Raw genomic sequence first — 20,209 nt, 5'->3', positions numbered from 1 at the left:
TCATTACAAAGAAAAAGGGAGAAAATCTCTCCCTTTTTAGCAATGCTTTTCAAAAGCTTGTTCTAAGTTATTAATAATTTCTTCCATTGTTGCACCTTCAATTTCATGACGGTGAATAAAGTGAACGACTTCTTTTCCTTTTAATAAAGCCATAGATGGTGAAGATGGCGGGATATCATCAAAGTAAGAGCGCATCATTGCTGTTGCTTCTTTATCTTGACCTGCAAATACAGTTACAAGATTGTTAGGTTGCTTCTCAGAACGTACAACCGCTTGGCCAGCTGAAGGGCGTGCTAATCCTGCCGCACAACCACACACAGAGTTTACAACAACTAATGTTGTCCCTTCTGTATTTTCCATATATTCTTGTACTTCTTCTGCTGTTGTTAATTCTTTAAATCCTGCGCGTACTAACTCTTGGCGCATTGGAATTACCATTTGACGCATGTATTCTTCGTATGCATTTGTCATGTTACTAATCTCTCCTTCAACTTTCATTCCAGATTCATCATATCATGCTCTAATAATAGACGCAAAAGAAACATAATGACTTTCTTATTTTTTCCTCGGAAGTTCGCAAACCCCGTCTTTGCAATGTCCGACGGGGACAATTCCTCTTCTCTCGGCAATATAATCATATAAAAATTGACCAAAACCAAAAAGCATCGATAATTTAATAAATGGTACGATTGCCCAGTATGCAGGAATTGCTTTCGCTAAAACATCTACACTTTTAATGCCTTTATACCAACGACTATCTTTATAAATATATAGCTGTTTCTCCATATTTTGCTGCATCTCTTCTGATAAGCAATATTGCTGCACAATTTCTTCTTCGCGAAAAGAGACAAATTTGATTTTCCCCTTTTTATCTAGTTCTTTCGTTCGATTTGCAACCTTTGTACACATCGGGCACCAGCTATCATAAAAAACAAGCATGGCTATTATTCTCCTTTTCGATACTCCGTCATTTGCTTCCAAACAGAACCTTTCGCTTCTTCTCCGCCTTCAATACGTTCAAGGGCTAAGCGAGCTTGCATCGCTACCTCAAATTCTGGATCTTCCTGTGCTACGCGAAGTGCTGGGACTGCACTTTCATCACCAATTTCAAATAAGAACATTGCCGCACGCCAACGTACAAGTTTACTTGGATCTTTTAACGATTTAATCATCACAAACATTGCTGCTGGGTCACCGATATCTGATAGACAGTCACCTGCTGTACGGCGTACACTTACTGACCTATCTAATAATGCCTTATACAGTAAAGGTAATACAGCATCACCTTTTACCATTCCTAAATAAGCAGTTGCTAAGCGGCGAATCGATACTTTTTCATCTTCTATCGCTTTCTTCAGTACAGGAATATCTTCTTCTGTTGGATCCATTTGTTCAAGTGCTGCATAACGTTTTGTCCAATCAGAATCATTCATCATTTCTTCTGTTACTTTATATGGCTGACGTTTTGTAATCGTTACTTCTTTTGCTCCTGCTTGCTGTAATAATTCTTGTACAATTGTTTCTACGCGCTCAGCTGGATATGCCGCAACAATTTCTTCCACAACTTCTTTTCCAATGTCTTCAAAGTCACCGTAGCGTGTACTTTGCTCAACCCACTTACGTTCTTTCACAACATTTGGCGCAGACATCTGCACTTTCATAATTGCTTCTTTAAAGCGATCTGGCAATCCAACTCGTTCCTCTGTTGTACCATCTGTTAATTTCACTTGCATAGGAATAGTAAAGAACATTTGAATAAATACTTTTACTTCGCCAAAATGCGCATTGGCTTCTTTTTCACTCTCCGTTGCTACTTCTTCCCCAAATACAGCACGTACTTGCTGTAAAATATGTTTCCAGTCATATTTTGCATTACGCTCTACCGCTAAAAAGTCCGCAACGTGATACACACCTTTAATACCTTCAATTTGTAAAATTTGCTGCACTCTTTCCGGAGCTTCCCCCATATTATTACGTGTATAGTTATTACGTGCTCCTGATGGTAACACTTCATTTAAAATAACTTTCATTGTATTTGGACTTGGTGTCGGTTCAATCCCTTTAATCTTCACGAATATTGTCTCTCCTTTATTGCTGTTCTTAGCTGTATTGTAACATGTTCTGAAATAAGACTCCTACTGAGGTGCTTGCTCTTTTTTCTTCTCTAAAAAAGTAATTCTTTCAATAACAACTTCTGTCTTATATATTCTTTTTCCGCTCTCATTATTGTATTGACTCGTATGAATATGTCCGGTTATACCAACAAGTGCTCCTTTTTTGCAGTACATCGTTACATTTTCCGCCGATTTTCGCCAAATCATGCAGTTAATGAAATCTGCTTGTTGCTCCCCTAAACTATTACGAAATCCTCTATTTACTGCCACACAAAGACGCGCATAAGCAATCCCTTGCTTTGTATAGTATAATTCTGGATCCTTTGTTAATCTGCCGATTAACACAACTCGATTCATCATACGATTTATTTCACCTCTTCCTTTTTCTTTATTGTAGAAAAAAGGAAGCGTGCCGTAAAAAACGTGAAAAGCTATTTTTTTATAAAAAAACTCATTTTTGTCTCTATAAAAAAACAAAAAGAAATCCTGCATGATACAAACATGCAGGATTTCACATTTTAATCATTTTTTACAAAGTAAGAAACGAAGCGTAAAATTTCTAGGTATAACCAAACTAGTGTCATCATTAATCCTAATGCACCGTACCACTCCATATACTTCGGAGCACCGCCGCGCGCGCCGCCTTCAATGAAATCAAAGTCTAACATTAAGTTTAGTGCGGCAACAACTATCACAACTGCACTAACAATTATGCCAATTGTTCCACCTTGATGTAAGAATGGCACTGGCACGCCAAATAGTTGTAGAACTAAAACGATTAAATACATAATCGCAATCCCAAACGTTGCTGCCATAACACCTGTACGGAACTTATCTGTCACTTTCACAACACGTGTTGCATATAACACTAACATTGCTAGTAAAATAGAAATGGTTAATAACACTGCGTGTAAAATGATATAGTCACCAAAACGAATTGTATACATAGCAGAAATACTTCCTAATACAATTCCTTCTACCGCTGCATAAATCGGTGCTGTAATTGGTGAAATACGTGGTACAAATGCCGAAGCAAACGCTACAATTGCCGCTATAATTAAAGCACCAATTAATACTGGTAGTTGCATCTTATTTTCAATCATCTGCATGTATGCGTACACAGACGTTCCTAATAACAATATGAGCATAATAAACGTTTTACCAACTGTACCACCGATTGTCATCGCTGAAGTACTTACGCCCTCTTTTCGAAACGCCTCTTTCTTTAACATTGGATTGGATGTTCGCATGATTTCCCTCCTAAAATAGATTCTACCAATAGTGTAAATATTTTCCCTTTATATTTCAAGATATGCAGCTTGTTCTTATTTTAAACCTTCTACAATGTCAGATAGTTCACTCCAACGCTCCATTGTTTGTTCTAATTCTTCTTCTGTTTGTTGCTGCTCTTCAGAAAGCTGCTGAGCTTTCGTATAATCAGCACCAACTTTCTCTAATTCTTCTGCAATACTTTCAATTTTCGCTTCTAGTTCTGCAATCTTATCTTCAATCGTTTCCCATTCGCGCTGTTCATTATAGGAAAGTTTACGTTTTCTTTGCTGTTTTGGAGCCTCTTCTACATTCTTCTCTTTCTGCACTTCTGCTTTTAACAGTGCTTCTTGTTCTTTTCTCTCATCTAAATAATCGCTATAACTACCAAAGAAGACGCGGACGTGACCGTTACCTTCAAAAACAAAAAGTTCTTCTACGATTTTATCAAGGAAGTATCGATCATGCGATACAGTAATCACAACACCAGGAAACTCTTCTAAATAATCTTCAAGCACTGTTAATGTTTGCGTATCTAAATCGTTTGTCGGCTCATCTAGAAGCAGAACGTTCGGCTCTCCCATTAAAATGCGCAATAAATACAGTCTTCTTCTTTCACCGCCTGACAACTTATTAAGCGGTGTACCATGTGTGTGTGGTTCAAACAAGAAGCGCTCTAGCATTTGCGAAGCACTAATTGTTTTTCCATCCGTAGTATGAATGACTTCAGCCGCTTCTTTAATATACTCAATCATACGCTGATTTAAGTTCATATCTTCATTTTCTTGCGTATAGTATGCGATTTTTACCGTTTGCCCAACTTCAATCTCACCGCTGTCTGGTTTGATTTTACCAGCTAACATGTTTAATAGAGAAGATTTACCGCTGCCATTCGCTCCAATAATACCGATACGATCCCCTGGTTTCACAATATATTGGAAATTATGAAGGACCGTTTTATCTCCAAATGTTTTTGTCACATCTTTTAATTCAAGTACTTTCTTTCCTAATCGGCTGCCTCCAAGCGCAATATCAACGTTTTGTTTTGCTGTTGGTCCTTCTTTCTTTTGCAACTCTTCAAAACGCTGAATACGTGCCTTTTGCTTCGTAGAACGTGCTTTCGCACCGCGACGAATCCATGCAAGTTCACGACGATATAAGTTTTGACGCTTTGCTTCTTGAGCCATTTCTTGTTCTTCTCGAAGTGCTTTCGCTTCTAAAAAGGCACCATAGTTTCCTTCATAGCTGTATAACTTACCATTGTCTAATTCAAAAATACGGTTCGTTACACGATCTAAGAAATAACGATCATGCGTAACAAGTAAAACAGAACCTGTATAACGCGATAAATATTCTTCTAGCCATTCTACTGTTTCATGGTCGAGATGGTTCGTTGGCTCATCCAAAATTAATAAATCTGGGGTTTGAATAAAACATTGCGCCATTGCTATACGTTTTTTCTGTCCACCTGATAAATTTCCTACCGTCGCAGAAAAGTCAGTAATACCAAGTTTTGTTAACAACGATTTTGCATTTGCATTTGCTTCCCAAGCATTCATTGCATCCATACGCTGTTGCACCGCAAATAATGCTTCTTGCGCTTTTTCATCTGTTGGATTTTTTTCTAAGTTCAATAATGTTTGTTCATACTCACGAAGAAGACGAATTAACGGTGTATCGCCATGGAACACTTGCTCAAGTACAGTTAAATTTTCTTTAAAATCCGGTTGCTGTGATAAATAACTAATCGTATAACCACGCGTATGTGTCATTTCTCCTGTATCTGGAATTTCTATACCTGCAATAATCTTTAATAATGTTGATTTACCAGTTCCATTTACACCGATAATACCAGCACGCTGTCCTTCAGCAATACTAAAAGATAGACCATTAAATAACGGTTTATCTCCATATGATTTAGATACATTTTCGACTGTTAACATTCTCATATTTGCGCATTCCACTCTTTCATAAATTGATCAATAAATTGTTCCATATAGCGATGACGCTCTTCAGCCTCTTCCCTCGCTGCATCTGTATTCATTAAATCCTTTAACTTTAACAATTTTTCATAAAAATGATTTAACGATGGTTCATCACTTTTTCGATATTCTTCCTTCGTCATCGCTTCACGCGGTGGAATTTTTGGATCATACATTAAACGTCCTTTTGCCCCTCCATAAGCAAATGTCCGAGCAATTCCAATTGCCCCAAGTGCATCAAGTCGGTCTGCATCTTGAACAATCTTCCCTTCTAACGTTACCACTGTTCCGCCATGTCCACCTTTATAAGACATATTGGTGATAATATGAACAATATGATCTACATCCTCTTGTATAACTGCTAATTGTTCAAGCCAATTTGTTACTTTTTTCATACCAGCTTCTTCACTTTCATTTAACTTCTCATCTGCGATGTCATGCAGCAAAGCTGCCATTTCAATAACGAAGCGATGTCCGCCTTCCTTTTCAGATAATGCAATCGCTAACTTATGTACACGCTCAATATGGTACCAGTCGTGTCCGCTTGCATCTTTTTCTAATATGCCTTTTACAAATGTAATCGTTTTTTCAATTTGCTGTTGTTTTTTCATAATATCTTCACCCAATTTATTATTGTAACACGCCCTCATTTTTTCATCACATATTTTCTTGTCCGCCCATACTATATGTTGTACTTAGTATCATGAAGGAGGAAAAAAAATGTTTTACAACCCACAACAGCCCTATCCACAGCAACCATACTATCAACCAAACTATGAACAACAGCCACACCAACCATATTACTATGATCCACGTATCCCTCAATCCGGTCCTACAATGCCAACAGAACCAACACAACAACAAATCCAACAATACGCTTCACAATATCATCACTTAAAACAACCTGTATTACACCTCGTAAAACCTTGGGTAGAATACGGAGTAAAAGAAGCAAAATATACATCCGTAGCACATGCAATGACGGAAGTTGCTGCAATCACATACTTAATTGGCCGCGGGATAAATCCGACAGTTGCCCATTATATAGTTGAATCCTGGGAAAAGAATGAGCAGTTTTAAAATAATTCATTTTGTAAATTCCAAAGACTATAAAGCGCCAAAAACCTTGATAAACAAAGGATTTTGGCGCTTTAGGTTTCTTGATTTTATTTTATTAAAATATTATTTTTTCGCCCACTTTCATATACTTTTATATAGTTTGTGAGCAAAATGTGAGCAAAAATGTGAACATATTATGAACCAATATACCTTGTGGCCCAAGGCTTTAAGCTTAGCTTTCCCTTACAAATATTTAATTTATCACCTTTCTAAAAAACAGTTCATTTCAAATTAATGCTGAATATTTTTTTACTTTGTCATTTGTTCTTTTCTCTTTAAAAAATCGCTCTCCGAGTTGACATTTTTTGTTCTTTTGTCATAAACAGAATCCCAAGGAATACCTGTTGCTTTTGACAGTCCTTTCACGTTCTTATTGAACTAAAGCATGCGTTAGTTGTACAAGAAAATGATTACTTACTTAACTCTTTTTAGGAATAAACATAAACGTCGAAATTAAGTTCTGCATCTCTACTCAAAATAGTCATTTCACTTTCGTTTGTTTACTTTGATGTGAGCTTCTTCTGGCTAATTTCTATATTATATAGCACTTAAAGATCATAATTAAAATTATTTTTAATAAGTTTCTTCCATCTTTTTTGTCTTAACCTATAGAATACATTTGCAAACAATACGATAAATGGTGTTAACAATCTCGCATTTATATCTATCGTATCTACATAAAGCGATTTATTGTTTCCAAGGTCTTTTAAGTATATATTGTGATCCCATTTTTTTATTAACTTACTATATCCATTATCTCTGATATTTTTCATGTCATTATCAATAGAAATAACTATCCACTGTTTTCCAAATGGTATAAATCCCAAAATATACATTTTGATAAGATACCTGCCTTCTTCCCATATTTCAGGTATCGAATGCTCTGGTAATTGCACAAATCTTACAAGTGGTTTTCCTATATAAATAAGAGATTTTGATTTTTTTATTTCACTATATAATCTTTCTGTTTCACAGTTATAAATTGACATAACTTTAACTAACATAATTTATCCCCTCTTACGAATTTAAGCGGCAATTTTTGAATAGTTTCAAAGCTGTCGAATAACTATTTAAATGATTTTCCACTCCCTGAACCACCAATAATATGGACCTTCACTTCAATATCCTCCAGTAATATAAAAGCATATCCAATCAAATTCTATAACTTTATAAAAAGTCCTTTTTTGTATAATTAAACACAGTGCTTATACAACTAATCTGCCATTTAGTTGTATAAGAAAATCAACAAAATACTTTAACAGAGCCTTTTCTTAAAATAAAAAGGATATTCCATTAACAACAATAATATAATAAAAAACGATATTAATTTATTGCAAAACGATAAATAGCATGTTAAAGTCATTTTATAATTAAATTAGTGAGGTGCTTAGTGAGTATTTTGAGAGAAGTCCCAACATTGTTTTTAAAAATAGCTGTTTTTATTATAGGACTACCGGTTCTTGCTTTATGTATATTTTTAGTGCCCCATATGGCGAATTTCGCAGCAAAATTGTATCCAAATATTGCCCCAATGAAATATCTCGTTTTCATCGTGATGTATGGAGCGGCTGTGCCTTTTTACTTTTCTCTCTATCAGGCTTTCAATCTTTTACGGTACATTGACGAGAACACAGCGTTCTCGGAATTATCTGTAAAGGCGTTAAAGAACATAAAGTGCTGTGCGATTACAATTAGTGGTTTGTATGTATTAGGTTTGCCACTCTTTCATTTTATAGCGAAGAAAGTTGACCCTCCTATTGGATTAATGGGACTCATCATCATTTTTGCTTCGTTGGTTATCGCCGTTTTTGCTGCTATCCTCCAACGGCTTCTACAAGAAGCTATTAACATAAAATCAGAAAATGATTTAACGGTCTGAGGTGGAGGATATGGCAATTATTATTAATATTGATGTGATGTTAGCAAAACGAAAAATGAGCGTAACGGAGCTTTCGGAGAGGGTTGGAATTACTATGGCGAATCTTTCCATTCTGAAAAATGGGAAAGCAAAAGCGGTTCGTTTTTCAACATTAGAAGCGATATGTAAGACTTTGGATTGTCAGCCAGGTGATATTTTGGAGTACAAAAGCGACGAAGACACTCAATAAAAACAGACAACAAATTTATTTAACTAACAGGAGTCGATAGAGAATTTAAGGGATAGCCATTAAGCTATCTCTTCTTTGCGTTTATTGATGTTATTTACTCAAAGAATTGCATTGATATTAGTGACAAAAAAGTTGTTTAATTTACAATTAAGTCTTTTAAAAAAATAATAAAGTTGTTAAAAAAATGAGATTCATCCTATTCCACAATCGGGGCAGGATAGTGGAATAAAGGGTTCGATGGTAAAATATATTTATTCTAATATATAGAGAGGTATATTAGAAAATGATTATTATGAAATTTAAGGAAACTGATACTGAAGAAATTGTTTCTTTATTTTACGAGACAATTCATTCAGTTAATTTGAAAGATTATTCGCAAAAACAATTAGATGTTTGGGCAACAAAAGAGGAAAAAGAATCGAAAATCAATTCGTGGAAAGTTTCTTTAGGTCAAAATATATCATTTGTCGCAAAAATTAATGATAAAGTAGTGGGCTTTAGTGACTTGACCTATGACGGGTACTTAGATAGACTGTTTGTTCATAAAGATTTTCAATGTCAAGGTATAGCTTCAGCATTAGTTGATATGCTTGAAAGTGAAGCGAAAAAGCTAAATTTTTTAGAAATTACTACAGATTCAAGCATTACAGCTAAACCATTTTTTAAACATAAAGGTTACAATATTATTCGTTCACAAACTGTTGAACGTAAAGGTGTCAAATTGACTAATTATAAAATGAGAAAAAAATTAAAATCCTAATTATTTTTAAGTTAACGGGTGCGTTAGTTCAACAAGCAATGATAGATTATAGGACTAAACACATATACTTGTTATTCTATTAAAGGGCGCTTTGGTGCTTTTTATTTTTGCTGTTTTCGTAAAAATTGCTGCTATTTTGCCCATACTGATAGAAGGTTGACTTTCAACTAACACATTGGAGTTAAAGGAGAGCTAACATGAAAGATAAATTAAGTATAAATATATATTTAGATGAAACTGATACTCCATTTTCAAGATATTATAGCTCAGATGATGTTCACCTAAGTTCTGACCTTGAAGACTTTCTTTTGTCAAAGTTACACAGTGGCAAAAGAAAAGAAGTAGAAATATTTTTTCTAGGTCAGAATGATTTTGACGAAAAGTCATTGAAGACTGCCACATTCAACACTTTTTCTAACCTCTTGAACGAAGAGGAATATACATATGCTAGAAATGTCAAAAAGGCTATTGTTTTGTTTGTGATTGGTATAATTGTTGGGTTGATATTCTTGAACCTTTCAAATAATCATGCCTATATTGCAGGAGTATTAAGCATTGTATGTTGGGTTTTTATTTGGTCAGGTACAGAGGTTTATTTTTTTGAAAACCAGCAAATTAAACAAACAATGAGAAAATGCAGGGATATTCTAAATTCGAATGTGCACAAAAAATAGAATTTTGATAAATATTTACACTTTTGAAGCTGATTTTCGAATTCTATCTTATGCGTTTATTTTGTTTATTGTTTAGCTTTAGAAGTCGTGATGAAGATTAATATCGCCATACGAAGAAAGCGTTCATAAATACCTAAGACCTTGATTTAGTCTGAGGTCTTATTTTTATCGCAAAAACAACAATCTATATGAAAAAAGCCTTTATTTTTCATTAAGCCGTTTTAACACAAAAGTAACTTGCGAATTTTTCTGTATATTTTATATCATCCGTGAGCCAAATGTGGTCTAAAAACTCCAAGAAAAAACCTTTAATATTAGGCCATTCGTAGTGATTACTCCTCTCAAAAAACAATTTATTTAATAGATACTGCCTGAAATTTTCTTTAGTATTAAAAGCTAACTTTTGTACATTATAAAAAATGTTCTTCACAACAATGTGAATACAAAAGGAGGACTAAAAATGGACAAACGAACAGAAAAAAAAGTTGAAGCTATAGCGCGTAAAGCAGCAGATTTAGAAGTAGCTGAAGAGTTAACTAATCTCAGAAATCAAATTCAGCATTTACAACAGGCTTTATCCCAAGGGTCTCAAGGGCAACAACAACAATTGCCACAACAAGGATTACAACAAGCTAATCAGTTAATGCAACAGCTTCAGCAATTTAGCCAACAGTCTCAACAACAAATGCAACAAGCTGATCAACAATTACAACAAACTATTCAACAAGCGATTCAAACTTTAAACCAAGGTCTTCAGTACCTTCAATCCAATCAAACATTAGGGCAAATGAATCAAGCAATTTCTCAAGCTCAACAACAAATCAAACAAATGAGTAACCAGCAAGGACAGCAAATGGGCGGTCAACAAGGGCAAATGAGTAACCAGCAAGGACAGCAAATGGGCGGTCAACAAGGGCAAATGAGTAACCAACAAGGACAACAAATGGGCGGTCAACAAGGACAAATGAATAATCAGCAAATCGATTATTCAAACCAACAACAATTTCATTAATAATCCCCCTAATCAAACAAGAAAAAACAAACTTTCTATCGCTTATAAAGTAATAGGAAAAATCCAATTTTTTTTCATTAGCAATAGTTAGCTAAAAACAACAATATATTCTTAAAGGAGCACCTATCTATGGTGCTCTTTTAAGAATATATTTGAAAACAATGGAACGATGTTAATATAATCAAATGTATATTCATTACAAAAGCACAAACTAAAATGGACAATGGATTGGCAGTAGATTCTCGGAAGACCAAGTCATCCATCGAAGCACCGGTATTTCAAACTTTGTTATTAAACAATTAGAAACATCTTATTCACCCACTGGAAAAGAATGCGCTGTTTTAAACTTGTTCATTTTGTATCAGATATAGAAAAAACCCGATGCCTCTTTCAGACATCGGGTTTTTCATTATTTTTTATTCTGATCATCTTTAATCGCTGTTTTGATTGTTCCTGATTTCACTTTAGTCGCCGCATCTGAGAAACGTAACAAGTCACCTTGAATAATATTATCGGACATTTTCAATTCTGTCTGCGCTCTATCAATAAGTGATTTTGCCTCTTGTTGTGGTACTTGAACGACTTGACCATTTAGACGATCGTAGAATGTGTTATTGTAATAAATATACTTGTCTGTAATAAAGCTTCCATCACGTTCTACAACGAACGGTTTTCGCTCTGGTGAAAATAAATCATGACCAAACTCAATATCATTAGAAGTATCAACTCCTAATAAGTGAAGAATCGTTGGTTTCACGTCTACTTCACCAGCAGGAGCAGTCATTGTTTTTCCTTCTGTTTGACCTGGAACATGAATAAATAATGGTGTACGTTGTAACTGCATGTGATCATATGAAGTAATTTCATTTTTCCCTAGGTATTGTGCCATCGCACGATTATGGGCGTCTGAAATACCATAATGGTCACCGTAAAAGACGATAACTGAGTTATCATATAAGCCAGTGTCTTTTAAACGTTGAATAAATTCTTTTAAAGCTTCATCTTCATAGCGCGCTGTGACAAAATAATTATCTAATGTTTCGTCACCTGAATTAAATGGTTCAATCATTTTTATACTGTTATCATACGTAAATGGAAAATGGTTCGTTAACGTGATAAAACGACTATAGAACGGCTGTTTAATTTGTTGTAACTTATCCACAGATTGATCAAAGAAGTCTTTATCTTTCAATCCCCATCCTATTTTATTCTCTGGTGTAATTTTATAATCCAATTCATTATAGAAACGATCATATCCTAAGGACGGATACATCATATTACGATTCCAGAACGTAGCATTATTCGCATGGAATACAGATGTATAGTAGCCTTGTTCATGTAAAATTTCTGGAGTTGCCATATACTCATTTCCAGCATTCGTAAAGAATACAGAACCGCGATCTAACGGATATAATGAGTTATCAATCATAAACTCTGCATCCGATGTTTTCCCTTGTCCTGTCTGATGATAAAAGTTTTCGAAATAATAACTTTCTTTTTTAAATTGGTTTAAGAAAGGTGTAACTTCTTGTCCATTTACTTTCGAATCAATTAAAAAGGACTGCGTTGATTCTAAAGAAACAACAATAACGTTCTTTCCTTTTGCCATACCAAACATATTTGGATCAGGTTTTGTCTCCACTGTTTTCATATAATTCTCTGCTTCTTGAATTTTACTTCCATCAGCAAATACTTTTTGCGAGCTTGTCTTTGCTTGCAAACCAAAATCATATAATTGATGAACATATATCCCAAGATTTTTTACAAGCATAACGCGGTCAAATGAACGAGTTAATAATTCAGGACGTTCCTTTTCTGCAAAACCAAGGTTTACCATGAAAATAGCTATACTGATTAAAAAGTATAGTGCCTTCATAGAGCCAGAAATACGCTCTGTTTTTGCAAATTTAGGCTTCTTTTTAGCAAGGTAAAATAAAATGATAATATCCGCAAACATTAATAAAAACTTAATGTTGAACAAAGCTTTTACACTAGTTCCTAATCCGTCCATATTCGACGTTTGCGTTAACACTGGAAGTGTAACAAAATCATTATAAAAACCATAAAACATTACATTACCAACGAGGATAATGGTCATAATAAGGTTAATAATGATAGCTATATAATTTCTTTTTGGTCCCTTCGCAAATAATGCAAGCCCAATTAACACTAAAGAAGATGCTAACGGACTAATAAAAAGAATCCATTCCTGCGTCGCAGATTCTAACTTCAAATCAAAACTAAATCGCGTAACAATATATGTTTTTAACCATATCAAAATAGCGGTTAACAAAATAAAACGCATATTTTGAAACTGGTTTTTTAACGCTTCCTTCATCTCTCTCTCCCTTTCTGACTAGAACATTTGTTGAATGAACACATAGAATATTTTTTTCATGTATTTATGGCTTCTTTCTCACCGAGTCATTGTATCGAATACTTTTGTATTTCGTGTGAACTTTTTCTTTTTTTTTATAAAATTAATATACATAATAGAAGTTCTTTTAACTGTTAGCGTCCTTATGGAAAATCGCAATGAACATATAAAACGAATGATTAATCATTTGGTTTATTCTTTGTTCCTTGCGTCTTCAATGTTTCTCCATATCAGTTTTTCTTTTCTTCTATTTTTTCCTTTGCTTTTTCAGCTTTATCTAAAGATTCTCCAATCTCCTTCTGTTTTTCTCTTACTTTGTCAACACTATCTACCACTTTAATTGCTTTATCAATATCATCCTCCTCTATTTTCTTTCTCTTTTCATCTCTCGCTTCTTCTTTTTTCTCTATATCTTTCGCCTTCTGCAACATTTCTTCAGCATTTGACTCTACAGCTTTTTCAAGTGACGCACCTTTTTTCATATCTATTACTTGATTTGCCTTTTCAATTGTTTGTTTATAATCGCCATCTTTTAATGCAGAATCTCCGTATTCCATCCATTTTGCAACCTTCATATAATTTTTTGTTTCATCCGTAGACTTTTCTTGATTCGCTTTCTCAAACCACATAATTGCATCACTATACTTCTCATCTTGTAATGCTTTCATGCCCGCATCAACATGTGCATCATAATTACTGGTGCTGCAACCGGCTAACATAATAAATAAACATCCTATAGTAAAAATAAATTTTCTCAAGCTATTCTCCTCCCGCATCCTTATACTACTATATTATTTTTGAATGCGCCTATCAATGAAAACTCTCTTCTATTATCTATATTTTAAAAACCAGCTAACAAAAAAGAGGCTCTTCTGTATCAGCCCCTTTTCTCTATATTTCCTTTTCAATCTCCTTTTCTAGTTGTTCCGGTTTCGTATTAGGTGCAAAACGCTTCATTACTTCGCCATCACGCCCTACTAAAAATTTCGTAAAATTCCACTTTACTGCTTTCATCCCAAATAGTCCTGGCGCTTGCTCTGTTAAATAATGAAATAACGGATGCATATTAGTCCCTTTTACATCTATTTTTGCAAACATCGGGAACGTCACACCATAATTTAGTTCACAAAAACTCGTAATTTCATCTTCTGTTCCTGGCTCTTGGCCTCCAAATTGATTACATGGAAAGCCGAGTATTTCAAAACCTTGCTCTTTATATTTTTCATACAAAGCTTGCAACCCTGTATATTGAGGTGTAAAGCCGCATTTGCTGGCAACATTCACGATTAATATTACTTTTCCTTCATACTCACGTAACGATTTTTCTTCTCCTGTTATTGTTTTAGCAGAAAAATTATAAATTGTCATATGTATTACCTCCTTAATCTTATACAATTGCTTATGTCTATCATAGAATGCAATATATATATTGTCTAATGAGAACGCTTTATTTCTGTTCAAAAATTCGTCACAATTAACTAGACATTTTTCTTGGAAAGTTTTACAATAAAAATGTGAACAAAATGTGACGGTTTATCTTCTAAATTGTAACATTTTCAATTCTATTATTAAAAATAGGGATGGTGTTGACAATGAAAACTGCACAAAGTGAAAAGCTTTCTAATCGCGAATTTTATTTCGTACTATACATGATGATGTTACTTGTTTTAGGATGGTTTATGGATGTTAATGGTATTTTCTTAAGCAAATACTTTAGACTAGCAGGAATGATTACTGTTCCAGCAATTGGTGGTCTTGTTGGCTACTTTATTATGTCTCTTAGCAAACAACAAAATAACTAAACGCATTACATAAAGGCAGAAAACGTTGTTTCGTTTTCTGCCTTTTCTTTTATAATAAAAGAATAACAGGATACAAGGAGTGATAAATTTGAAAAAAGTAGAGAAAATATCTTCACACTTATATATCATCGACGATCACGACTTACAACATGAACAACGTACAGGTACATATGTCTTACTCGGTGATGAAATTACTATAATTGAAACGTGCGCTGCACCTTCTCTTCCTTACCTATTAGATGGATTACAACAATTGAATATACAACTGACCGATATAAAAAATATTATTGTTACACACGTTCATCTTGACCATGCTGGCGCTGCTGGCTTAATGATGGAGAAATGCCCCAACGCAACGCTATTCGTTCACTCTCGAGGCGCTCGTCACATGGTTGATCCGGCTAAACTCATCCAAGGTGCGAAAGCTGTATACGGAGATTCATTTGATAAACTCTTTCATCCGATTTTGCCTATTCCGGAAGAACGAGTTCATATCGTACAAGATGGTGAAACACTGCAAATCGCAAAGGATCGGACGCTTACCTTCTATAATACACCTGGCCATGCGAAGCATCATATTAGTATTTACGATTCCTTAACAAATGGTATATTTACAGGCGATACGATTGGTATTTACTATCGTCAATTAGCTGAACTGGGTGTTAATCTTTATTTACCAACAACATCTCCTACGCAATTTCAACCTGAAGCTATGTTAGCTTCAAAAGACCTTATTCAAAACATGAATGTCGATTACATTTACTTCGGTCATTATGGTGCCTCTTCTCATGTCTCTGACGTCTGCACAGAACTAGAACATTGGCTCCATATATTTGTTGAAACTGGCAAGCAAGTATTTGAAAAAGAACAAAACTTTGAAAAAGCAAGTCATCAACTGTCTACTCTATTGTTGGAAAAAGTGTCATCGCACCTTACGAAAAAAGGTGTCCCAACAACACATTCTATTTATGATTTGTTGAAACTTGATATGGAAATTAGTGCGATGGGAATTATTGATTATTTTACAAAGCTGGAACAAACAAAGATGACTATAAAGTAAATATTTCATCAATGTTTTTTATTCCTACTAACCTAATTGTTACAACCAGTTTGACTCTTTTAGATTTTAGGACCAGTCTTACTGCTCACATGAAAATATTTGTCGCTATAGAAAAAGAGTCCATTTCTTAACATGGGCTCTTTTTCTATAGGAAATTATTCGGTGGAAATATTCTTATTTTATTTTTGTACCTTTTCATTTACATAATCCATAATTCAATTGTTTTTTTCTGCTCTTCCGCTTTTTTCATAATACGTAGACGCATCCATCTCTTTCTCCATCCTCAATGCCTCCTTCCTTATGTCTTACATTATATATTGGCAAGAAAAGAAAATTTCGTTCGATTTTTTTGAAATAATTTTCTATATAGAAAATTTATTAGTGGCACCTGTTTCATAATGCTTCCTTATAATCCTTGATAATTATTATATAATTTTCCAATTTACAATGGCCGTTTAAAATAAACTATAGAATCTATTGTGGGAGGACATATCATGAAAGCCATTGTTGTAACTGCATTTGGAGGTCCTGAAGTAATGAAGTATACGGACATAGCTATACCGTCTATCAACGCCAATCAAGTTTTGGTTCGCGTTGTCGCAACAAGTATTAACTTTGCTGATATTAAATCTCGATATGGAAAAAAAGGAACCGGAAATCTTCCTTTTATACCTGGTATAGATGCTGCTGGAATCGTAGAACAGATCGGTTCTAACGTAACGAATATTGAAGTGGGACAGCGCGTTATTGCTTTTCCACTTAACGGTTCTTATGCTGAATATGTTGTAGCAAATGAAGAGCTTACTTTTGTATTACCAGATGGAATTGATTTTGAAACTGCTGCAGCCTGTCCGATTGTTTCCTTTACAAGCTATAAACTTCTAGCAGATGTTGCAAGATTACAACAAGGTGAAACAGTTCTTATCCATTCCGCTGCAGGAGGAATTGGTACGACTGCCATTCAACTTGCTAAAATTTTTGGTGCTGGAAAAGTCATTGGAACAGTTGGAAATGACGCAAAAAAGAAAATTGCTTTAGAAGCCGGAGCAGATTATGTTATTTGTTATAAGGAAGAAGATTTTGTACATAAAGTAAACGAACTTACAAATGGAGAAGGTGCAAACGTTATATTAGATTCTATTTCTGGTACTGTATCAAAGAGAAGCTTACAATGTCTTGCGTTCTATGGTCGCCTTGTCCATTTTGGAAATGCAAGCGGGGATATCGGAACATTTCAAACAAAAGATTTACATGCAAGCTGTCGATCTATTCTCGGGTTTAGCTTTGGAACAACTAGAAAAAAACATCCCCATTTACTTCAACATACTGCTAAGCAAGTATTTCGTCATTTAAGTAACGGTAACCTACAAATAAAAGTGGGAAAACATTTTTCTCTTCAGGACGCAGGAAAAGCACATGAATGGGTTGAAAGTAGACAAAGTACAGGAAAGATTATATTAGATGTTCAGTTAACACCATAAAATCTTCGTTAGAGGTGTTTTAAATGGGCTCAAGAATTATGCATGTCATTATCGCGAATTGTATTGCAGAGAAATTGGCTATTCAGGACAAAACTTCCTTCCTACTCGGAGGAGTTGCTGCAGATGCAGTTCATTCAAGAGACGAAAAAGAAATATCGCACTTTTATACAGGTACAGTAAAGAACTACACAAGAAGGATTGATTATGAAGCATTTCTCCATAAATATAAAGCTTATAAAAATTCCCCTTTTATATTAGGGTACTATACCCATCTCATTGCTGATGAAATGTGGCTACAAGGATTTTATCTTCCATGGCTCAAAAATCGAATAGATCATGATCCAAATCTCCTTTCTCTGTATCATCACGACTTTAAGCTTTTAAATGGAAAATTGCTACATTATTATGATGGAGATCAGAACTTATTTCATATTTTGAATAAGAAAGCGAATTTGGTGAATATAGAAGAAGTACTAGAAGAAAACACCCTTTCTTTTAAAACATTAATTTTTGAAGATATGCTGTATTCACAACAAGACTTATATACAAGCCTACAAGTATTTACACTGAATCAAATCATTGGATATATAGAAACTTCTATTCAGAAAGGTGTGTTCTGCTTAGAAAAGCTAACCACTAATCAGTCTACGCCTAAATGATGATAAAAAAGACGCGACTACGTAATATTCGTAGCCACGTCTTTTTTTATTTATCTAGGCTTTTTCTTCCCATTAAATGCAGGTTTCTTTTTCTTTGGAGCTTTTGGTTTCGATTCAACAAACGATCCTTTAAACATTTCTTGCTTATTGAACTGAATACCTAACTTCTTCGCAAATTGAAGTAACTTCTTCTCTTCTTGCGGTGTTACAAGCGAAACGACTGTCCCTTCTTTACCCATACGTCCTGTACGTCCTGAACGATGAATATATTGATCGAGTGTATCTGGTAATTCTAAATGAATAACATGTGTTAAATCATCAATATCTAATCCGCGTGCCGCAATATCTGTCGCTAATAAAATTTCTACTTTTCCTTGACGGAATGCGCGCATCGTTGCTTCACGTTCTTGTTTGTTCGCTTCTGCATGAAGAGCTGCTGCTTTCATCTTACGGAATTTCAATTTTTCTGCAATTTCATCTAATCGAAATGGATCATTTAAGAAGGCAACTGCTTTTACATCACCACTATGCATAATTTTACGAACAAAATCATTTTTTTCACGACGTTCACAAACGACATACATATGCTCAACAAGGCTCTTCGTTTCCGTGCGTTTAACGCGAACCAATTGCGGTTCAACGGCAAAATCACGCGCTACTTCTTCTGCATCTTTTGTCATTGTTGCAGAGAAGAATACAACTTGACGATCACGCATTGTCGATTTAATTACATCGGACACAGCATCTATCATCTTTTGTTTTACGATTTGATCAAACTCATCAAATACAATTGTTTTCACTTCATGCATTTTCAATTTCTTCATGCGGATTAGTTCTAAAATACGTCCAGGTGATCCAACGATTACTCGCGGATGTTTCTTTAACTTCTCTACTTGACGCTTAATATCCGCACCGCCTATTAAAGAAGCACCTGAAATTTCAGTACCTGCGGTAAACTTTTGCACTTCTTCATGAATTTGCATCACAAGTTCACGCGTCGGTGCTAAAATTACAACTTGAGGTTGTTTCACTTCAAGGTTAATTTTATGTAAAAGTGGCAATAAATACGCTAATGTTTTACCTGTCCCAGTTGGAGATTCAGCAATAACATCTTGTCCTTCTAGAATAGTTGGAATAGCTTGCTTTTGGATTTCAGTAAACTCTTTAAAACCAGCCTTCTCCCAAGCTTGTAGCAAAAATGGTTGCATCTCTTTTATCATTTCTTTTTCTCCTTTATCTCTATTTTTGAAGAAATTGTTGTATTGTTCGCATCGTTTCTATCATATGAGAAATAACAGCTATTAAGTCATCAACATGATCTTCTGTAATCGCTTTTTGAAATAAGATTTCTACCTTGTTATGATATGAAATCGCTTGCTTATTATATTCGTATGAAATTTGCTGCGTAATCATTCGTTCTTTTCCCCATATGGATTGTAGCAACGCTTCGATTTCTTGACAATCTTTTTCTGGATGCTCCAAAGAAAATGTAAAGAACAGCTTCATTTCACAACCAGGTACAAAATTTTTTACCTCTAATATCTCACCTGATAAGTTTTCTGCATCGACTGATAATAAAAATGTCGCTTCTACTAATGGCCCTATATATTCTCTCAATTGAAACGTAATGGTATATGTACGACTAAGCGATGCGAGATCCATTATATCTTTTCGGTCAGTTACAATGATGTCAGCATGCAAATCAAAATCATATACAGCTCCTTCAACGACAACTTTTAAATTTTCAAAAGCGGTTGGATCAAACATATATTCCTCCAAAAAACAAGCGCCT

The 20,209-nt window shown here is 34.6% G+C and carries 22 protein-coding genes and 1 pseudogene; 10 read left to right on the top strand and 13 right to left on the bottom strand.

The annotated features are described in order from the left end of the window. Window positions 1–36: 36 nt before the first annotated feature. From ACFQZ1_RS22490 to ACFQZ1_RS22460, 7 genes are all read right to left on the bottom strand, one after another. Window positions 37–471, bottom strand: a complete 435-nt coding sequence (locus ACFQZ1_RS22490; protein WP_377884371.1) for a BrxA/BrxB family bacilliredoxin — start codon at window positions 469–471, stop codon at window positions 37–39. 84 nt (window positions 472–555) lie between these two features. Next, a complete protein-coding gene (locus ACFQZ1_RS22485) occupies window positions 556–939 on the bottom strand; it encodes a thiol-disulfide oxidoreductase DCC family protein (RefSeq protein ID WP_154711554.1) in 384 nt (127 codons plus the stop codon). A gap of 5 nt (window positions 940–944) precedes the next feature. Next, entirely contained in the window at window positions 945–2,072 is a 1,128-nt protein-coding gene (locus ACFQZ1_RS22480; protein ID WP_377884370.1) for a conserved virulence factor C family protein, read from the bottom strand. 63 nt (window positions 2,073–2,135) lie between these two features. Continuing rightward, complete coding sequence (locus ACFQZ1_RS22475) at window positions 2,136–2,474, bottom strand: single-stranded DNA-binding protein (RefSeq protein WP_098311095.1); 339 nt, start codon at window positions 2,472–2,474, stop codon at window positions 2,136–2,138. Window positions 2,475–2,632: 158 nt separating this feature from the next. Further along, on the bottom strand, window positions 2,633–3,364 hold the full coding sequence (locus tag ACFQZ1_RS22470; protein ID WP_377884369.1) for a Bax inhibitor-1/YccA family protein: 732 nt from the start codon (window positions 3,362–3,364) through the stop codon (window positions 2,633–2,635). Between the two features lie 75 nt (window positions 3,365–3,439). Then, window positions 3,440–5,332, bottom strand: a complete 1,893-nt coding sequence (locus ACFQZ1_RS22465) for an ABC-F family ATP-binding cassette domain-containing protein (RefSeq protein WP_377884368.1) — start codon at window positions 5,330–5,332, stop codon at window positions 3,440–3,442. After that, complete coding sequence (locus ACFQZ1_RS22460; protein WP_377884367.1) at window positions 5,329–5,976, bottom strand: HD domain-containing protein; 648 nt, start codon at window positions 5,974–5,976, stop codon at window positions 5,329–5,331. Before ACFQZ1_RS22460 ends, ACFQZ1_RS22465 begins: the two co-directional genes overlap by 4 nt. A gap of 121 nt (window positions 5,977–6,097) precedes the next feature. Here ACFQZ1_RS22460 and ACFQZ1_RS22455 point away from each other — a divergent pair. After that, a pseudogene (locus tag ACFQZ1_RS22455) lies at window positions 6,098–6,445 on the top strand (hypothetical protein); the annotation flags it as partial. Window positions 6,446–7,032: 587 nt separating this feature from the next. Here ACFQZ1_RS22455 and ACFQZ1_RS22450 read toward each other — a convergent pair. After that, window positions 7,033–7,488: a hypothetical protein gene (locus ACFQZ1_RS22450; RefSeq protein ID WP_377884366.1), complete on the bottom strand. Its 456-nt coding sequence runs from the start codon at window positions 7,486–7,488 to the stop codon at window positions 7,033–7,035. A gap of 395 nt (window positions 7,489–7,883) precedes the next feature. Between ACFQZ1_RS22450 and ACFQZ1_RS22445 the strand changes: the two genes are divergently transcribed. The 5 genes from ACFQZ1_RS22445 to ACFQZ1_RS22425 all read left to right on the top strand — a co-directional run bounded on the left by ACFQZ1_RS22445 (window position 7,884) and on the right by ACFQZ1_RS22425 (window position 11,038). Beyond that, window positions 7,884–8,363, top strand: coding sequence for a DUF2975 domain-containing protein (locus tag ACFQZ1_RS22445; protein ID WP_377884952.1), 480 nt, complete (start codon window positions 7,884–7,886; stop codon window positions 8,361–8,363). A gap of 10 nt (window positions 8,364–8,373) precedes the next feature. After that, a complete protein-coding gene (locus ACFQZ1_RS22440) occupies window positions 8,374–8,592 on the top strand; it encodes a helix-turn-helix domain-containing protein (RefSeq protein WP_004434885.1) in 219 nt (72 codons plus the stop codon). A gap of 283 nt (window positions 8,593–8,875) precedes the next feature. Beyond that, the gene (locus ACFQZ1_RS22435) at window positions 8,876–9,352 is read left to right on the top strand and encodes a GNAT family N-acetyltransferase (protein ID WP_377884365.1); all 477 of its coding nucleotides are present in this window, start codon (window positions 8,876–8,878) and stop codon (window positions 9,350–9,352) included. Between the two features lie 197 nt (window positions 9,353–9,549). Continuing rightward, window positions 9,550–10,026 (top strand): hypothetical protein, encoded by a 477-nt coding sequence (locus ACFQZ1_RS22430; RefSeq protein ID WP_377884364.1) that lies wholly within the window; start codon window positions 9,550–9,552, stop codon window positions 10,024–10,026. Between the two features lie 460 nt (window positions 10,027–10,486). Next, window positions 10,487–11,038: a hypothetical protein gene (locus tag ACFQZ1_RS22425; protein ID WP_377884363.1), complete on the top strand. Its 552-nt coding sequence runs from the start codon at window positions 10,487–10,489 to the stop codon at window positions 11,036–11,038. 409 nt (window positions 11,039–11,447) lie between these two features. Here the strand turns inward: ACFQZ1_RS22425 and ACFQZ1_RS22420 are convergent, their stop codons facing one another. The 3 genes from ACFQZ1_RS22420 to ACFQZ1_RS22410 all read right to left on the bottom strand — a co-directional run bounded on the left by ACFQZ1_RS22420 (window position 11,448) and on the right by ACFQZ1_RS22410 (window position 14,783). Continuing rightward, on the bottom strand, window positions 11,448–13,376 hold the full coding sequence (locus ACFQZ1_RS22420) for an LTA synthase family protein (RefSeq protein WP_377884362.1): 1,929 nt from the start codon (window positions 13,374–13,376) through the stop codon (window positions 11,448–11,450). 269 nt (window positions 13,377–13,645) lie between these two features. Continuing rightward, window positions 13,646–14,191: an outer membrane protein assembly factor BamD gene (locus tag ACFQZ1_RS22415; RefSeq protein WP_377884361.1), complete on the bottom strand. Its 546-nt coding sequence runs from the start codon at window positions 14,189–14,191 to the stop codon at window positions 13,646–13,648. Window positions 14,192–14,306: 115 nt separating this feature from the next. Further along, complete coding sequence (locus tag ACFQZ1_RS22410; RefSeq protein ID WP_377884359.1) at window positions 14,307–14,783, bottom strand: glutathione peroxidase; 477 nt, start codon at window positions 14,781–14,783, stop codon at window positions 14,307–14,309. A gap of 224 nt (window positions 14,784–15,007) precedes the next feature. Between ACFQZ1_RS22410 and ACFQZ1_RS22405 the strand changes: the two genes are divergently transcribed. The 4 genes from ACFQZ1_RS22405 to ACFQZ1_RS22390 all read left to right on the top strand — a co-directional run bounded on the left by ACFQZ1_RS22405 (window position 15,008) and on the right by ACFQZ1_RS22390 (window position 18,417). Continuing rightward, window positions 15,008–15,217: a DUF3925 family protein gene (locus ACFQZ1_RS22405; RefSeq protein WP_377884358.1), complete on the top strand. Its 210-nt coding sequence runs from the start codon at window positions 15,008–15,010 to the stop codon at window positions 15,215–15,217. Between the two features lie 88 nt (window positions 15,218–15,305). Next, a complete protein-coding gene (locus tag ACFQZ1_RS22400; protein WP_377884356.1) occupies window positions 15,306–16,277 on the top strand; it encodes an MBL fold metallo-hydrolase in 972 nt (323 codons plus the stop codon). A gap of 494 nt (window positions 16,278–16,771) precedes the next feature. Beyond that, the gene (locus tag ACFQZ1_RS22395) at window positions 16,772–17,758 is read left to right on the top strand and encodes a quinone oxidoreductase family protein (RefSeq protein WP_377884355.1); all 987 of its coding nucleotides are present in this window, start codon (window positions 16,772–16,774) and stop codon (window positions 17,756–17,758) included. Window positions 17,759–17,781: 23 nt separating this feature from the next. Beyond that, window positions 17,782–18,417 (top strand): hydrolase, encoded by a 636-nt coding sequence (locus ACFQZ1_RS22390; RefSeq protein WP_377884354.1) that lies wholly within the window; start codon window positions 17,782–17,784, stop codon window positions 18,415–18,417. A gap of 50 nt (window positions 18,418–18,467) precedes the next feature. On the opposite strand, the gene ACFQZ1_RS22385 is transcribed toward ACFQZ1_RS22390, so the two are convergent. Both ACFQZ1_RS22385 and ACFQZ1_RS22380 read right to left on the bottom strand, forming a co-directional pair. Further along, a complete protein-coding gene (locus ACFQZ1_RS22385; protein ID WP_377884353.1) occupies window positions 18,468–19,637 on the bottom strand; it encodes a DEAD/DEAH box helicase in 1,170 nt (389 codons plus the stop codon). Between the two features lie 19 nt (window positions 19,638–19,656). Beyond that, window positions 19,657–20,184: a hypothetical protein gene (locus tag ACFQZ1_RS22380; RefSeq protein WP_377884352.1), complete on the bottom strand. Its 528-nt coding sequence runs from the start codon at window positions 20,182–20,184 to the stop codon at window positions 19,657–19,659. Window positions 20,185–20,209 lie beyond the last annotated feature (25 nt).

It is taken from the genome of Bacillus sp. CGMCC 1.60114 (genome assembly GCF_042676365.1).
In the GTDB taxonomy this organism is placed as follows: Bacteria; Bacillota; Bacilli; order Bacillales; family Bacillaceae_G; genus Bacillus_A; species Bacillus_A rhizoplanae_A.
The sequence above is the reverse complement of the archived record's forward strand: the minus strand, read 5'-3'. Positions and strand labels throughout refer to the sequence as shown.